At 74.7% G+C, this 14,409-nt stretch carries 17 protein-coding genes; 9 read left to right on the plus strand and 8 right to left on the minus strand.

The annotated features are described in order from the left end of the window. The first annotated feature begins 18 nt into the window (after positions 1-18). From EV374_RS02410 to EV374_RS02420, 3 genes are all read left to right on the plus strand, one after another. Positions 19-177, plus strand: a complete 159-nt coding sequence (locus tag EV374_RS02410) for an IS1 family transposase (RefSeq protein WP_121399684.1) — start codon at positions 19-21, stop codon at positions 175-177. Beyond that, positions 174-959, plus strand: a complete 786-nt coding sequence (locus tag EV374_RS02415; RefSeq protein WP_132231104.1) for a phosphoadenylyl-sulfate reductase — start codon at positions 174-176, stop codon at positions 957-959. Before EV374_RS02410 ends, EV374_RS02415 begins: the two co-directional genes overlap by 4 nt. 116 nt (positions 960-1,075) lie before the next feature. Further along, the gene (locus EV374_RS02420; RefSeq protein ID WP_207913811.1) at positions 1,076-1,816 is read left to right on the plus strand and encodes a CbiX/SirB N-terminal domain-containing protein; all 741 of its coding nucleotides are present in this window, start codon (positions 1,076-1,078) and stop codon (positions 1,814-1,816) included. Between the two features lie 89 nt (positions 1,817-1,905). Here the strand turns inward: EV374_RS02420 and EV374_RS02425 are convergent, their stop codons facing one another. Together EV374_RS02425 and EV374_RS02430 are read right to left on the minus strand one after the other, a co-directional pair. Next, entirely contained in the window at positions 1,906-2,163 is a 258-nt protein-coding gene (locus EV374_RS02425; protein ID WP_007072794.1) for a WhiB family transcriptional regulator, read from the minus strand. A 450-nt stretch (positions 2,164-2,613) separates the two neighbouring features. Further along, entirely contained in the window at positions 2,614-3,564 is a 951-nt protein-coding gene (locus EV374_RS02430; RefSeq protein ID WP_132231106.1) for a diacylglycerol/lipid kinase family protein, read from the minus strand. Positions 3,565-3,607: 43 nt separating this feature from the next. On the opposite strand from EV374_RS02430, the gene EV374_RS02435 reads away from it, so the two are divergent. Continuing rightward, a complete protein-coding gene (locus tag EV374_RS02435) occupies positions 3,608-3,997 on the plus strand; it encodes a hypothetical protein (RefSeq protein ID WP_132231107.1) in 390 nt (129 codons plus the stop codon). Positions 3,998-4,040: 43 nt separating this feature from the next. Here EV374_RS02435 and EV374_RS02440 read toward each other — a convergent pair whose 3' ends face one another. Continuing rightward, the gene (locus EV374_RS02440) at positions 4,041-4,448 is read right to left on the minus strand and encodes an ATP-binding protein (protein WP_132231108.1); all 408 of its coding nucleotides are present in this window, start codon (positions 4,446-4,448) and stop codon (positions 4,041-4,043) included. 203 nt (positions 4,449-4,651) lie between these two features. Further along, the gene (gene sodN / locus EV374_RS02445; protein WP_088998581.1) at positions 4,652-5,056 is read right to left on the minus strand and encodes a superoxide dismutase, Ni; all 405 of its coding nucleotides are present in this window, start codon (positions 5,054-5,056) and stop codon (positions 4,652-4,654) included. A gap of 86 nt (positions 5,057-5,142) precedes the next feature. Between sodN and EV374_RS02450 the strand changes: the two genes are divergently transcribed. From EV374_RS02450 to EV374_RS02460, 3 genes are all read left to right on the plus strand, one after another. After that, positions 5,143-5,493 carry a S24 family peptidase gene (locus EV374_RS02450; RefSeq protein ID WP_132231109.1) on the plus strand — a complete coding sequence of 117 codons (351 nt, stop codon included), beginning with the start codon at positions 5,143-5,145 and terminating at the stop codon, positions 5,491-5,493. Positions 5,494-5,633: 140 nt separating this feature from the next. Beyond that, positions 5,634-6,809 (plus strand): NAD(P)-dependent malic enzyme, encoded by a 1,176-nt coding sequence (locus tag EV374_RS02455; RefSeq protein ID WP_132231110.1) that lies wholly within the window; start codon positions 5,634-5,636, stop codon positions 6,807-6,809. Between the two features lie 95 nt (positions 6,810-6,904). Further along, a complete protein-coding gene (locus EV374_RS02460; protein ID WP_207913812.1) occupies positions 6,905-7,867 on the plus strand; it encodes a zinc-binding dehydrogenase in 963 nt (320 codons plus the stop codon). A gap of 110 nt (positions 7,868-7,977) precedes the next feature. Here the strand turns inward: EV374_RS02460 and EV374_RS02465 are convergent, their stop codons facing one another. Next, a complete protein-coding gene (locus EV374_RS02465) occupies positions 7,978-8,973 on the minus strand; it encodes an alpha/beta hydrolase (protein ID WP_132231112.1) in 996 nt (331 codons plus the stop codon). 191 nt (positions 8,974-9,164) lie between these two features. Then, positions 9,165-10,025: an alpha/beta hydrolase family protein gene (locus EV374_RS02470; protein ID WP_486485546.1), complete on the minus strand. Its 861-nt coding sequence runs from the start codon at positions 10,023-10,025 to the stop codon at positions 9,165-9,167. Positions 10,026-10,213: 188 nt separating this feature from the next. On the opposite strand from EV374_RS02470, the gene EV374_RS32385 reads away from it, so the two are divergent. Further along, the gene (locus EV374_RS32385) at positions 10,214-10,384 is read left to right on the plus strand and encodes a hypothetical protein (RefSeq protein ID WP_165947702.1); all 171 of its coding nucleotides are present in this window, start codon (positions 10,214-10,216) and stop codon (positions 10,382-10,384) included. A gap of 74 nt (positions 10,385-10,458) precedes the next feature. Further along, on the plus strand, positions 10,459-11,094 hold the full coding sequence (locus EV374_RS02475; protein ID WP_132231114.1) for a DUF3592 domain-containing protein: 636 nt from the start codon (positions 10,459-10,461) through the stop codon (positions 11,092-11,094). 26 nt (positions 11,095-11,120) lie between these two features. On the opposite strand, the gene EV374_RS02480 is transcribed toward EV374_RS02475, so the two are convergent. Both EV374_RS02480 and pta read right to left on the minus strand, forming a co-directional pair. Then, a complete protein-coding gene (locus EV374_RS02480; protein ID WP_132231115.1) occupies positions 11,121-12,272 on the minus strand; it encodes an acetate kinase in 1,152 nt (383 codons plus the stop codon). Continuing rightward, positions 12,269-14,341, minus strand: coding sequence for a phosphate acetyltransferase (pta, locus tag EV374_RS02485; protein WP_132231116.1), 2,073 nt, complete (start codon positions 14,339-14,341; stop codon positions 12,269-12,271). Before pta ends, EV374_RS02480 begins: the two co-directional genes overlap by 4 nt. Between the last annotated feature and the right edge of the window lie 68 nt (positions 14,342-14,409).

Genomic DNA, 14,409 nt, shown 5'->3' on the forward strand with positions numbered 1-14,409 from the left:
GCGAAGCGAGGTGACGCGATGAGCGAGACCCGTTCCGCGCCGTTGTACTGCCCGTACTGCGGCGAGGAGGACCTGCGGCCGAGTGAGGCCGGCCACGGCGCCTGGGAGTGCCACGCGTGCGCCCGGGTGTTCACGGTGAAGTTCACCGGCCTGCTCGGCCGGGCGGTGGCCCGGTGAGCGGGGGCACGGGCGACCGGCCCGGTCTCGTCTCGGCGGCGGGCCTGGGCCTGGTCGGCCTGGGCGCTCCGGCTCCGGCCGGCGCCGCCCGGCGCGACCCCGACGAGCTGCGCGCGCTGGCCGAGGCGGCCGGCCGGGAGCTGGAGGGCGCGCCGGCGCTGGAGATCGCGCGCTGGGCGGCCGAGACCTTCGGCGCCCGGTTCTGCGTCACCAGCTCGATGGCCGACGCCGTGCTGGCCCACCTGGTCTCCCGGGTCGCCCCGGGGGTGGACGTGGTCTTCCTCGACACCGGACTGCACTTCCCGGAGACGCTCCGGGTCCGCGACGAGGTGGCCCGGACGCTGCCGGTGAACGTGCGCTCGATCCGGCCGCGCCTGACCGTGGGCCAGCAGGACGGCCAGTACGGCCCGCGCCTGTTCAACAAGGCTCCGGACGACTGCTGCCAGCTGCGCAAGGTGGAGCCGCTGGAGCGGGCGCTCGCCGGCTACGACGCCTGGGCCGCCGGGCTCCGCCGGGACGAGTCGCCGACCAGGGCGAACACGCCGGTGGTGACCTTCGACGCGCGCCGGGGCAAGGTCAAGGTCAACCCGATCGCGGCCTGGCGGCAGGCCGACGTGGACGCCTACGTCGCCCGCTGGAACGTGCCCGTCAACGAGCTGTTCAAGCAGGGCTACGGCTCGATCGGCTGCTGGCCCTGCACCCGCCGCACGAAGGCGGGGGAGGACCCCCGGGCCGGCCGCTGGGCGATGTTCGAGAAGACCGAGTGCGGCCTGCACGTCTGACCGGGCCGGTCCCGGGCTCTCCCGCGTGGGGAGCGCCCGGGCCGTCGGAGGTGGCCGGGTCGTCAGGGGCGGCCGGGCCGTGGCGGCCGGTCGGGCCGTCGGAGGTGGCCGACCCGGTGGTCCTGGTCGCCCACGGCAGCCGGGACCCGAGGGCCGCCGAGGCGACCCGGGCGCTGGCCCGGGCCGTGTCGGCCGCCCGGCCGGGTACGCCGGTGCTGGCGAGCTGGTTGGACCACACCGAGCCGGGACCGGCGACCGTGCTGCGGAACCTGGCCGCCGCCGGGCACTCCCGGGCCGTGCTGGTGCCGCTGCTGCTCACGGCGGCGCACCACCGGCGGGTGGACGTCCCGGCGGCGGTCGCGGCCGCCCGGGAGTCGGGGCCGCCGATCGCGGTACGGGTGACCGACGTGCTCGGCCCGGCCGACGGGACGGTGGACGCCGGTCTGCTGGCGGGCCTGCACCGGCGGTTGGGTGAGGCGGGGGCGGGGCGCTTCGACGGCCTGGTGCTGGCCGCGGCCGGCACCAGGGACGCCCGGGCGCGTGGGTCGGTGGGCCGGGTGGCCGCCGCGCTGCGCGCCGGTCTCGGCGTGCCCACCCGCGTGTCGTACGCCTCGGCGGCCCCGCCGGCCGTCGCGGCGGCGGTGGCGCGGCTGCGGGCGCGGGGGGCCGGGCGGGTGGCGGTGTCGGCGTACTTCCTGGCTCCGGGCCTGTTCCACGACGCCGTCGCCACGGCGGCGCGGGGCGCCGGTGCGGTGGCGGTGTCCGCCCCGCTGACCGACGCGCCGGAGCTGGCCGATCTGGTCCTGCGGCGCGTCGACGCGGCGAGCCGGTTGGCCGGGATCACCGCCGCGCCGTGAGCGGAGGCCGGATCACCAATACGGCGACCGGACAGCAGTACGCCCCGGCGGGCGTACCCGGCCGGGGCGTACTGACTGGTGCGTGGGGATCAGGCGGAGTGAGCGCGCAGCACCCGGAGGCCACCGCGGCGCTTGACAGCCCGCCGCTCCTCCTCGCTCATCCCGCCCCAGACGCCAGCGTCCTGACCGGACTCCAGCGCCCACTGCAGGCACTGGTCGGTCACGGAGCAGCGCCGGCAGACGGCCTTGGCCTGCTCGACCTGCAGGAGAGCCGGCCCGGACGTCCCGATCGGGAAGAACAGTTCCGGGTCCTCGTCGCGGCAGACAGCATGGTGACGCCAGTCCATGGCGGCAACACTCCTCATTCTGGGTGGGTGGCAGAGATTGCTTCTGTTGCTTTTCCTATATGCATCCGCAGCGCCGAATGGTGACGGTTCGCGTACGCCTATTCGGCAGTGCGTGAGCAGGCTGTGTCGGCCCCGCGGACCTGCTGGAACAGCTCAACCTGACGAGCCTATCCAAACAATGTCCCGGTAACTCAAGTTCGCTTGTGAATACTTTCACGAACGCCCGGGATGTCAAGGGTGACGCTCGGAAAAACTCCGGGCGGTGAGCAAGCCCACAACCCCTTTGTCCGGATTCCAGCACCTTCCTGGTTACCCGGCGTACCACTGTCGAGGATCAATATAGTACAGTCCGCGTGACATTGCTGACATTTCCGGCACAGCCCCTCGGTGTGGCGGCCGTCGCATCGGTCCGGTGTCGCGGCCGCGTCGACCTAGGGCAGTACCCGAGACCTAGCAGATTACTCTCAGTGCGGCGGGAATGGATGTGAATCTGACTTTCTCCCGCTCGCCAAGGTAGTCGCCGTCGAGCTGGAACGCCTGCGGACGGGCCGAGACCAGGGTGAACTCCGCGACATCGTGCAGCCGCAGCACCTGGCGGCCGTGCGGATCCGGGGTCCGGGAGAAGAACTGCGTCACCGTGCGTGTCGTACTGGCCACCCGGAGCTGCCGCAGGGCGAGCACGTCCAGGCCCAGATCGAACGACGCCTCCGGGTTCGGATTGACCTCGCGGTCGCCCAGGTACGTCCACGGCGCGGTGTTCTGGATGATGACCGTCGCCAGTTCGCCCTCCGCCAACTCGTCCGGGCGCTCCAGGCTGATCGCCGGATGGCGGCGGTCGGAGTTGAGGAAGTACTGGGCCGCGGTGGACCGGAAGTAGAGCGCGGGCGTCGAGACCCGGCCCCGCCGGCGGGCCTGCTCCACCCGGTGGATGACGGCCGCGTCGAGGCCGAAGCCCGCGCAGAAGGTGAAGTAGCGGTCGTCGGCCCGGCCGAGCCCGATCGTCCGGTAGCGGCCCAGCCGCAGGCCCTCCAGGATCATGCTGGTCCCGTCCGGCCAGTCCCGGGGCAGGCCCAGCGCCCGCGCGAAGACGTTGGTCGAGCCCCCCGGCACGGTCGCCAGGGCGGGCAGCCGCTCGGCCGGGGTGGTGCTGGCGGGGATGGTCGGCGGCTGCGCCGCCATCAGGCCGTTGACGACCTCGTTGACCGTGCCGTCGCCACCCAGCGTCACGACGACGTCGACGCCCTCCTCGGCCGCCTCGCGCGCCAGGTCGGTCGCGTGCCCCCGTCGCCGGGTGTAGCGCACGGAGAGGTCGACTTCGCTGCGCAGGGCCCGGACCAGGACGTCCCGGCTGCGCTCGCTGGTGGTGGTGGCCTTCGGATTGACCACCAGGACGGCCCGCATGGGCGGCACTGTACCGCGCGCCACCACGGGTATCGTGGCGCGCGTGACCATCGACTCCGACCCGATCCCCGCCACCCTCGGCTGGGCGGTCCGGCTGCTGCGGGCCGAGGCGGTCGCCGTGGGACTGGTCGCCGCGTGGCTGCTCTGGGCCGATCTCACCGCCACGACCACCGACCTCACGTCGGCGTTGCTCGTGACCGCGTTCGCCATCGGCGCGGCGGCGGCCCTCTGGGCGCTGGGCGGCGCGCTGGCGCGGCGGAAGGCGGGAGCCCGGGCCCCGGCGATCGTGCTCCAGCTGATGCTGCTGCCCATCGGCTGGTTCATGGTCCAGGGCGGGATGGGGTGGCTCGGCGTACCGCTGATGGCGCTCGGCCTCGGGATGACCGCCCTGCTGGTGAGCACCCCCACCACCCGGGCCCTCGGCTTCGAGTGACCCCGCCGGGCCCGCGCGGGCCCGGCGCCGGGTCAGCGGCCGGTCAGTAGCCGGAGGCGCGGCGGGTGAGCAGCGAGATGGTGGCGCGGCCGTCGGAGGCCGTCGCGGCCGCCGCCGTGGTCAGCGCCGTGAGCACCTTCCAGGCGAAGGACGACTCGGCGGGGAGCGTCGCGCCGCGGACCGTCGGCACGGTCACCTCCACGGTGAGCGCGTCGTCCGTGACCGCGAAGCGGCAGTCGAGCTCCGCGTCGCGGGTGGCGATGGCGAGCAGCATCGCGCACGCCTCGTCGACGGCGATGCGCAGGTCCTCGATCTCGTCGAGGGCGAACTGCAGCCGCGCCGCGAGCCCCGCGGTGGCGGTACGTAGCACCCCGAGGTAGCCCCCGTCCGCGGGCACGGTGAGGTGCACGACGTCGTCGTCGGTCGTCGGCTGCCCGGTCAGTTGAGTCACCACTCATCCCCCCGGTCGGGGACTCTACCCGCTCGGTCGCCCGAACGTGTGGGGACCGCCACGTTCCCGCCCGCGGGACCCGTCAGCGCGCCCCGCCCGGCTGGTGGGAGCGGGTACGGGCCCGGCCGGAACATGCGCCATGACGACGACGGCCGGCACGCCCTCGGGACGTGCCGGCCGGATCGTCGGCGGACCGGTGAGGGTCACGCCTGCTTGGTCTCCCAGAAGATCTTGGAGATCTCGTCGATCTTCTGGAGCAGCTCGTCGGCCTTGGACGGGTCGGTGCCGCCCTTCGCGCCGGCGGCGCCGGCCAGCTTGGTGGCCTCGTTGAACAGCTGGTGCAGGTGCGGGTACTTCTCGAAGTGGGCCGGCTTGAAGTAGTCGGTCCACAGCACCCACAGGTGGTGCTTCACCAGGTCGGCGCGCTGCTCCTTGATCAGGATGGCGCGGGTGCGGAACTCGGGGTCGGTGTTGGCCTGGTACTTCTCGCAGATCGCCTTCACCGACTCGGCCTCGATCCGGGCCTGGGCCGGGTCGTAGACGCCGCAGGGCAGGTCGCAGTGGGCGCTGGCGGTCACGCGGGGCGTAAGGATGCGCGGAAGTCGCATCAGGATCCTCCATGGGAAGTTTGCGATGATCCAAGACGACATTACTCCTGGACGCGCTCCGGGGAGGCCGGGTGGAGGGGAAACCAATGGGGAGCGAGCACCCGACGGTTGCCCCCCGGCTGCGGTGGCCGCTGACCGCCGTACTGGTGACCGGTCCGTCCATGTCGCCCACGCTGCGGCACGGCGACGCGGTGCTGGTCCGCCCCGGCGACCGGGCGGTCCGCTCCGGTGACGTCGTCGTCGCGGTCTTCCGCAGCCGCCCCGACCTGCTCGTGGTCAAGCGCGCGATCCGCGCGCAGGACGGCGGGTGGTGGCTGCGCGGCGACAACGACCTGGTCACCGACGACTCCCGGGCGTACGGGGTGGCCGACGTGCGGGGCCGCGTGGTGGCCCGCTACTGGCCCCGGCCCGCCCGGGTGCGCCCACAGCGGATATGACCCCGCTCACACCGGTGTGACGGTGGCGACACTATGCTCCAGACGTGCCCGGGTGACCCCCGCACCGCGTGCCGCCGTTCGGCGCCTCACCTCGCGTCCGCGCCGGCCGCCCCGTCTGCTCGACAGATCCTGGAGTCACCATGTCATCGTCCACCGTGGACCCCGCTGATCCCGTCTTCCGACTGCACCGGGGCGGCAAGATGGCCGTCGCCTCGACCGTCCCGCTGACCAGCCGCGAGGACCTCTCCCTCGCGTACACCCCGGGTGTGGCCCGGGTCTGCGAGGCGATCGCCGCCGACCCGACGCTCGCCGACGACTACACCTGGGCGTCGCACACCGTCGCGGTCGTCACCGACGGCTCGGCCGTACTCGGGCTCGGCAACATCGGCCCGCGTGCCTCGCTGCCGGTGATGGAGGGCAAGGCGGTGCTGTTCAAGCAGTTCGGCGGCGTCGACGCGGTGCCGGTCTGCCTGGACACGCAGGACGTCGACGAGATCGTGGCCGTGGTGCGGGCGCTGGCCCCGTCGTTCGGCGGGATCAACCTGGAGGACATCAGCGCCCCACGCTGCTTCGAGGTGGAGCGCCGGCTCGACGAGGCCCTGGACATCCCGGTCTTCCACGACGACCAGCACGGCACCGCGATCGTCGTGCTCGCCGCCCTGCGCAACGCCGCCAGGCTGCTCGACCGCAAGCTCGGCGACCTGCGGGTGACGGTCAGCGGCGCCGGCGCGGCGGGGGTCGCGGTGACGAAGATGCTGATCGCCGGCGGCGTGAACCCCGACCAGGTGGTGGTCTGCGACTCCAAGGGGATCATCGGCCGGCACCGGCCCGAACTGACCGGCACCAAGGCCGAGCTGGCGGCGGCCACCAACGCCGGCGGTCGCGAGGGCGACATCACCGAGGCGCTGCGCGACGCGGACGTGCTGATCGGCGTCTCGGGCGGGCAGATCCCCGAGGCGGCGGTCGCCGGCATGGCCCCCGGCGGCATCGTCTTCGCCCTGGCGAACCCGACGCCCGAGGTGCACCCGGAGGTGGCCGCCCGGCACGTGGCGGTCGTCGCCACCGGCCGCAGCGACTACCCCAACCAGATCAACAACGTGCTGGCCTTCCCGGGTGTGTTCCGGGGCGCGCTGGACGCCAGGGCCACCCGGATCACCGAGGGCATGAAGGTCGCCGCCGCCGACGCGATCGCCGGCGTGGTGGCCGAGTCGCTCACCGCCGAGGCGATCGTCCCGTCCCCGCTCGATCCCCGGGTCGCCCCCGCGGTGGCCGAGGCGGTCGCCGAGGCCGCGCGCCGCGACGGCGTCACCCGCTGAACGTGTAAGGAAGGGCCCCTTCCTATCGCCCAGGCGATAGGAAGGGGCCCTTCCTTCCGTCGGTGCCCTTCTTGCCGGGGGCTCGGCTTGTTACCGTGCCGATCATGCGTGCCGCCTTCGTCTCCCGCTTCGACGACGCCAACCCGCTCGCCGCGCTCGCCGTCGGCGAGCAGCCCGAGCCGACCCACCCGGCCGACGACTGGGTGACCGTTCAGGTGCGGGCCAGCTCCCTCAACCACCACGACCTCTGGTCCCTGCGCGGGGTGGGGCTGCGCGCCGAGCAGCTGCCCATGGTCCTCGGCTGCGACGCCGTCGGGGTGGACCCGGACGGCAACGAGGTCGTCGTCTACCCGGTGATCCCCACCCCGGGCGACCCGCGCGGCGTCTCCATCCTCTCGGAGCACTTCCCCGGCACGCTGGCCGAGCGGGTCGCCGTACCCCGGTCGAACCTGCTGGCTCTGCCGGCGGGTCTGGCGGCGTCGGACGCGGCCTGCCTGCCGACGGCCTGGCTGACCGCGTGGCGGATGCTGACCACCGTGGGCCGGGTCGGCGACGCCGACGCCGTGCTGGTCCAGGGCGCCGGCGGGGGCGTGGCCACCGCGGCCGTCGCGCTCGCCGCCGCGATGGGCAAGCGGGTGTACGCGACCAGCCGCGACGCCGCCAAGCGGGAACGGATCGCCGAGCTGGGCGCCACCGCCGTCGAGCCCGGCGCCCGGCTGCCGGAGCGGGTCGACGTGGTGATCGAGACGGTCGGGGCGGCCACCTTCGACCACTCGCTGAAGTCCGCCGCGCCGATGGCCCGGATCGTGGTCTCCGGCGCCACCGCCGGGCACGAGCCGAAGGTCAACCTGCGCCGGGTCTTCGCCATGCAACTGGAGATCCTCGGCACCTCGATGGGCACCCCCGACGAGCTGGCCGCCCTGCTCGCGTTCTGCGCCGAGCACGGCGTGCGCCCGGTGGTGGACTCCGTGCTCCCGTTCAGCGAGGTCGCCGACGCCTTCGCCCGCCTGCATTCCGGCGACGTCTTCGGCAAGGTCGTCGTCGACCACACCGCCTGAGTCCCGCCGTCGCCGTGGGCCTGCCTGGTCGGGGAGGCCCACGGCGGTGTCGCCGGGGCCCGCGACGGGCGGGTCCCGTTGGCCTCCCCGGTCAGGGAGGCCACCGTCGGTCAGAGGCGGTTGTCGAGGGTGGCGACGTCGTCGCGGGCGGCGTCGGTGGGGATGCGGCCCTTGGCGGCCTGGTCGCCGTAGAGCGACCAGCGCAGGAACTCGACCGTGGTGTCCGAGACCACCCGCAGCGAGGCGCCGTCGCTGAGCAGCGCGCGGCCGTGGTCGCCCTTCGGGAGGCTCAGCATCGCCTTCGGCCAGGGCACCCGGTCGTAGGCGGCCTTGCCGGCGGCGTACTCGACCACCTCGTCGGCCTCGCCGTGCACGAAGAGCTGCGGGGCGGCGGCGCCCGCGAAGGCGGTGCCGACGCCGAGCGCCGTGCCGGCGAAGACGACCCCGGCGTCCAGCCGTTCGTCCCGGCCGGCGGTGAACAGGCCGATGGTGGTCACCCCGCCGGCCGAGTGCCCGGCCGCCGCCACCCGGTCCGTGGCCAGCCGGCCGCGCAGCGGGTCGCCGTCCTTGCCGTCGAGGGCGAGGACCTGGGTCAGCACGTACGACACGTCGGCCGGCTGGTTGAGCACGTCGAGCACGTTGCCGTCGCCACCCCGGGCGGTGTGCGGGAAGGTCGGCGCGGCCACCACGAACCCGGCCGCCGCCCAGCGGGTGAGCAGCGTCTCGTAGTCGGCCGGCCGGGCGCTCAACCCGTGGCTGAACATCACCACCGGGAACTTCCCCGTGGCGGCGTCCGCCGACCGCGCCGGCTGCCCGCCGGGCTTTCCGGCGGCCGGGTACCAGACGGTCACCGGCAGCGGGCGCTTCCCGTCGCGGTTCAGCTTCAGCTGCCGTACGCCGACGGCGAAGGCCTTCTCGGGTGCGGTGCCGACGGGCACCTGCGGGGTGGGGCCGGCCGCCTGTGCGGGCGGCGCCGAGGCCGTCACCAGCGGAGCCGCCTGGGAGCCTGCCGCCTGCGGAGCCGGCCCGGCGTCGTCGGAGCAGCCGACCAGACCGGCGGTGAACAGTGCGGAGGCGAGCAGGGCGGGGGTGACACGACGCGGCATGGAAACGATTGTGCCTCGCGGCGCGCCCCGCTCCGCCGCAGACCGCCGCAGTACGTCCCCCTCCGCTGCGCTGCCGCGCCCCGGCTGCTGCCGGCGCCTGGGCTGCTCGAGTGGCGGCCTGGGCCGGGCTCGACCGGGAGTTGGCCACGCGCCGGGTCGGGACTCCCGGCTCGGGCGTCCGCTCGGGAGGGTCAGCGGGCGGGGCGGGTCTCGTAGCGCGTCACGCCGGGGCGGCGGGCGTCGCCAGGCAGGCGGTGGCCGGCGGCCGCGTCGCCGTAGAGCGTCCAGCGCAGGAAGTCCGTCGTCGTGGCCAGGACCTGGTCGAAGCCGGGCCGCCCCGGGTTCAGGTACTCGCCGTGGCCCTGCCCGAGCAGGCTCAGGAAGGCGGTGGGGCCGGTCGTGCGCTGGTACGCGGCGCGGCCGACCGTCACCGGCACGATCCTGTCCGCCGTACCGTGTACGAAGAGCAGCGGGGCCGCCGGCCCGGCGAAGCTGCCGGCCGTTCCGCCGCCGGCGATCACGATGCCGGCGCGCAGCCGCCCCGAACGCCCGGAGGTGAACATGCCGGCCGTGGTGAAGCCGCCCGCCGAGTGGCCGGCGGCGGCGACCCGGGTGACGTCGAGGTGCCCGGCGAGCGGGTCTCCGGCCCGGGCGTCGAGCCGCGTCAGGTGCCGGATCAGCCGCCAGCCGTCGGCCGGCTGGTGGCGTACGTCGGCACGGCTGAACCGGGCCGCGCCCCGCCGGGTGTGCGGGTAGGCCGGGGCGGCGACCACGAACCCGGCGGCGGCCCAGCGCGCGGTCAGGCCGGCGTGCAGCTCGGGCAGGCTGTGCAGCCCGTGGCTGTAGACCACCACGGGGAAGCGCCCGGCGGCCACCGCGTCGTCCTCCGCCGGGTACCAGACGGTCACCGGCAGGGGGCGCGCCGAGGTCGGGTCGACGGTGAACGTGCGTACGCCGACGGCGTAGGCGGCCACGGGCGCCGGACGGGCCGGCGGCGGTGTACCGGGCGTGGCGGCCCCCGCCGGGGCGCAACCGGCCAGCAGCGTCGTCATCAGTACGGCGACCAGCCGCTTGATCCCCACGGATTCACGGTAGGTTCCCGGCGGCCCGCAGCGGTCCCGCCGTCCGGACCGGACGCCCTCACCACCCGGGCGGATCGTCTCCACCGGCCGGCTGGACCTGAGCCCGGGACGCGCGCCAGGGACGGCGGCGCGCAACCGGTGTCGCTAGGGTCACCGCCATGCCTGAGAACCGCACAGACCCGAGCGGCAACACCGAGGCGTTCCGCGCCTACGCCCACACCGCCGAGCCCGAGGCCCCGGCCGGCGCGTCCCGGACGCCGCTGCTCGTCGGCGCGGCGGCGGTCGCGGTCGTGCTGGTCGCCCTCCTCGCCTGGCTCGCGCTGGGCTGAGCGGCGTGGCGCCGCCGGGAGGCCCGGAGCCGGGCGCGGGGGAGCCGCTGACGGGAAGCTCTGAGCCTGGCGCGGTGGAGCTGACGGGAAGCCCGGAGCCGGCGGCGGGCCCGGGGCGCGTTCCGGGGCGGTGGCGGAGGCTCCGCTCCGGTCTTCGCGGCATCCACCGGGGCAGTGCCGCCCTCGGCCTGGTGCTGCTGCTCGCGGGCCTGACGTACGCGGTGGCAATCGGGGCGTACAAGTGGCACCTGCACGCGAAGGCGGAGCGGCTACGGGCGGACGGCGTCCCGGTGCGGGCGACCGTGAGCGACCGCCGTGACACCGTCGGACGCGGCGGCGGCACCGACACCGTCCAGGTCCGGTACGAGTACGGCGGTGTCCAGCACAACGAGCGCATCCTCTGTGGCTCGGCCGGCGGCTGTGCCGAGGAGCCTCCGGAGGAGATGATGCTCTGGGTCGATCCGGAGCGCCCGGCGGAGTTCGTGGCCGCCAACGGCAACACCGACGACTCGGTGTTCTTCCTCAACTCCTGGGGCGGCATCCCGTTCGGGCTGCTGGGTGCGGCGTTGGGCGGGGGTTTCCTCTTCGCGGCCCTCGTTCCGACGGGGATGCTCGACCGGCCCGCCCCCGCACCACCCCGGCGGGGCCGGGGGCGCGACCGCGTCCGGCGCACCCGGGCCGCCAGGCGACGCGGAAAGGCCCGCCGCTGAGCCGGCGTGGTGCCGGCCCGGTCGCGTCAGCCAACGGCCTCGATGACGGCGCGGGTCTGGAGGGCGATCTCGCGTTCCTCGTCGGTGCCGACGACGCAGACGGTCACCTCGGCGCCCTCCGGCGAGACGACCCGGTCGCCGGAGCCGGCGTTGCGCTCGGGGTCCACCGCGATGCCGAGCCGGTCCAGGCCGGCCAGGGCGGCGGCGCGGACCGGGGCGGCGTGCTCGCCGACGCCGGCGGTGAAGGTGACGGCGTCCACCCGGCCGAGCAGCGCGTAGTACGCCCCCACGTAGCCGGTGATCCGCCGGCAGTAGACGTCGAAGGCGAGCGCCGCCGCCGGGTCGCCGTCCGCCCGGCGGGCGAGCACCTCGCGCATGTCGTTGGCGCCGGTCAGCCCGAGCAGGCCGCTGCGGTGGTTGAGCAGGTCGTCGATCTCGTCGACGGAGAGCCCGCCCTCGCGGCGCAGGTGGAAGATCACGGTCGGGTCCAGGTCGCCGCTGCGGGTGCCCATCACCAGGCCCTCCAGCGGGGACATCCCCATCGAGGTCGCCACGCTCCGGCCGCCGGCCACCGCGCAGGCGCTCGCGCCGTTGCCGAGGTGCAGGGTGATCGTGTTCACCTCGGCGTACGGGCGGCCGAGCAGCTCAGCGGTGCGCCGCGACACGTACGCGTGCGAGGTGCCGTGGAACCCGTAGCGCCGGATGCCGTACCGCTCGGCGGTGCCCCGCTCGATCGCGTAGGTCGCGGCGGCCTCGGGCAGGGTGGTGTGGAACGCGGTGTCGAAGACGGCGACCTGCGGCACGTCCGGCAGCGCTGCCCGGGCGACCTCGATGCCGGCCAGGTTGGCGGGGTTGTGCAGCGGCGCGAGCGGAACCAGGTCGCGGATCGCGGCCAGCACCGCGTCGTCGATCAGCACCGGCTCGCCGAACCGCTTCCCGCCGTGCACCACCCGGTGCCCGACGGCGCCCAGCCCGGTGAGGTCCAACCCGTCGAGGATGCCCCGGACGGCCGTCTCGTGGTCGGCCGGACCGCCGCCGGCCTCGCCGACCCGCTCCACGGTGCCCTTGTCGACCACCCGGTCGCCGTCGAAGAGCCGGTACTTCACCGACGACGACCCGCAGTTGAGGACGAGGACGCGACCCGCCGGGCGCTCCTGCGGGGCGGCGGGACCGCTCATGACGACTCCTCGGTGGCTGCGGCCTGGATGGCGGTGATCGCCACGGTGTTGACGATGTCCGGCACGGTGGCGCCCCGGGACAGGTCGTTGACCGGCCGGCGCAGGCCCTGCATCACCGGCCCGACGGCCACCGCCCCGGCGGAGCGCTGCACCGCCTTGTACGTGTTGTTGCCGGTGTTGAGGTCCGGGAAGATGAAGACCGTGGCCCGGCCGGCGACGTCGCTGCCGGGCAGCTTCGTCGCCGCCACGGCCGGGTCGATGGCCGCGTCGTACTGGATGGGTCCCTCGACGAGCAGGTCGGGCCGGCGCTCGCGGACCAGCTTGGTGGCCGCCGCGACCTTCTCCACGTCGGCGCCCGCCCCGGAGCTGCCGGTGGAGTAGGAGAGCATCGCGACCCGGGGCTCGATGCCGAACCGGGCGGCGGTGTCGGCCGAGGAGATGGCGATGTCGGCGAGCTGGGCGGCGTCCGGGTCGGGGTTGACGGCGCAGTCGCCGTAGACCAGCACCCGGTCGGCGAGCAGCATGAAGAAGACGCTGGAGGCCACCGAGACGCCCGGCACGTTCCGGATGATCTCGAACGCGGGGCGGATGGTGGCGGCGGTGGTGTGCGTCGCGCCGGAGACCATCCCGTCGGCGTGCCCCGTCTGCACCATCAGCGTGCCGAAGTAGTTCGGCTGGGCGACGACGTCGTGGGCCAGGTCGGGGGTCGTGCCGCGGTGCGCGCGAAGCTCGGCGTACGTGGTGGCGAACTCGTCGCGCCACCCGCTGGTGACGGGGTCGACCACCTGGGCGCCGGTGATGTCGATGCCCAGCTCGCGGGTGCGCCGCGCGACGTCGTCGGGACGGCCGAGCAGGGTGATGTCGGCGACGCCCCGGCGCAGCAGGATCTCCGTCGCCCGCAGGATCCGCTCCTCCGCCCCCTCGGGCAGCACGAGATGCCGGCGGCGGGCCCGGGCGCGGTCGATCAGGTCGTACTCGAACATCAGCGGGGTGACCCGCTCGGAGCGGCTGACCCGCAGCCGGCGGGCCAGGTCGTCGGTGTCCACGCAGCGCTCGAACGCGCCGAGTGCGGCCTCCACCTTGCGCGGGTTGGCCGCGCTGGGTCGCCCCTCGATCCGGCTGGACGCGGCCACGGTGTCGTAGCTGTCGCTGGGCACGGAGAGCACCGCGAGCCCGGTGTTGAGACCCTCGACCAGCCGCATCGCGCGCGGGTCGGGCTGCTCGCCGAGGGTCAGCACCAGCCCGGAGACGGAGACCTGCCCGGCCACGTGCGCGGCGCTCGCCGCCACCAGCAGGTCGGCCCGGTCGCCCGGGGTGATCACCAGCGCGCCCTCGGTGAGGTGGTCCAGCAGCGTCGGCACGTGCGCCGCGCCCACCACGTAGTCGAGCACGTCCCGGCTGAGCGCGTCGTCGTCCCCGGCGAGCAGCGTGGCGCCGAGCGCCGCCGCCACCTCGGCCACCGTCGGCGCCGACACGGTCGGCACCTCGGGGATGGCGTACGTGGGCACGGGCAGCTCGGGCAGCGTCATCGGGCCGGGGACCCGGTTGGCGATCACCGCCAGCACCGTCGCCCCCAGGTCCTCCAGATCGTGGTACGCCCCGCGCGCGGCGGCCGCGATCGCCGCCGGCTCCTGCCCGAAGCCGTCGACGACGGGCACCACCACGCTGCCGAACTCGGTGGCCAGCCGGGCGTTGAAGGCCAGCTCGCGGGGGCCGGCCCCGTCGCCGCCGTCGGCGAAGTCGCTGCCGACCACGACCACGGCGGGGCAGCGCCGCTCGACCTCCCGGTAGCGCTCGACGATGCCGGCGACGAGCTGCTCCCGCCGCCCGTCGGCGACCAGCGCGGTCGCCTCGGCGTAGCTGGTGCCGCTCAGGTCGGCCAGCGGCAGCTCGATCCGGTAGCGGTCACTGAGCAGGGCGAGGATCGGGTCGGGGCCGTGCCCCCGGACCAGCGGCCGGAACGCGCCGATGCGCTCGACCTGCCGGGACAACAGCTCCGCCAGGCCGAGGGCGATGGTCGACTTTCCGCCGCCGGATCCCACGCTGGTCAGGTACACACTCCGCGCCACCCACCCACCCTAGAAGATCTTCGGACCGCCGGCTCGGGTCCTTCGCCCCCCTTTCGTCGATCATGACG

The organism is Micromonospora sp. CNZ303, assembly GCF_004345505.1.

Excerpts from the sequence above, each read along its gene's own strand:
- EV374_RS02430 (WP_132231106.1), bottom strand. The coding sequence starts at position 3,564 with ATGCGGGCCGTCCTGGTGGTCAATCCGAAGGCCACCACCACCAGCGAG.
- EV374_RS02455 (WP_132231110.1), top strand. The coding sequence starts at position 5,634 with ATGTCATCGTCCACCGTGGACCCCGCTGATCCCGTCTTCCGACTGCAC.
- EV374_RS02470 (WP_486485546.1), bottom strand. The coding sequence starts at position 10,025 with ATGACGACGCTGCTGGCCGGTTGCGCCCCGGCGGGGGCCGCCACGCCC.
- sodN (WP_088998581.1), bottom strand. The coding sequence starts at position 5,056 with ATGCGACTTCCGCGCATCCTTACGCCCCGCGTGACCGCCAGCGCCCAC.
- EV374_RS02480 (WP_132231115.1), bottom strand. The coding sequence starts at position 12,272 with ATGAGCGGTCCCGCCGCCCCGCAGGAGCGCCCGGCGGGTCGCGTCCTC.
- EV374_RS02410 (WP_121399684.1), top strand. The coding sequence starts at position 19 with ATGAGCGAGACCCGTTCCGCGCCGTTGTACTGCCCGTACTGCGGCGAG.
- EV374_RS32385 (WP_165947702.1), top strand. The coding sequence starts at position 10,214 with ATGCCTGAGAACCGCACAGACCCGAGCGGCAACACCGAGGCGTTCCGC.
- EV374_RS02425 (WP_007072794.1), bottom strand. The coding sequence starts at position 2,163 with ATGGACTGGCGTCACCATGCTGTCTGCCGCGACGAGGACCCGGAACTG.
- EV374_RS02450 (WP_132231109.1), top strand. The coding sequence starts at position 5,143 with ATGGGGAGCGAGCACCCGACGGTTGCCCCCCGGCTGCGGTGGCCGCTG.
- EV374_RS02465 (WP_132231112.1), bottom strand. The coding sequence starts at position 8,973 with ATGCCGCGTCGTGTCACCCCCGCCCTGCTCGCCTCCGCACTGTTCACC.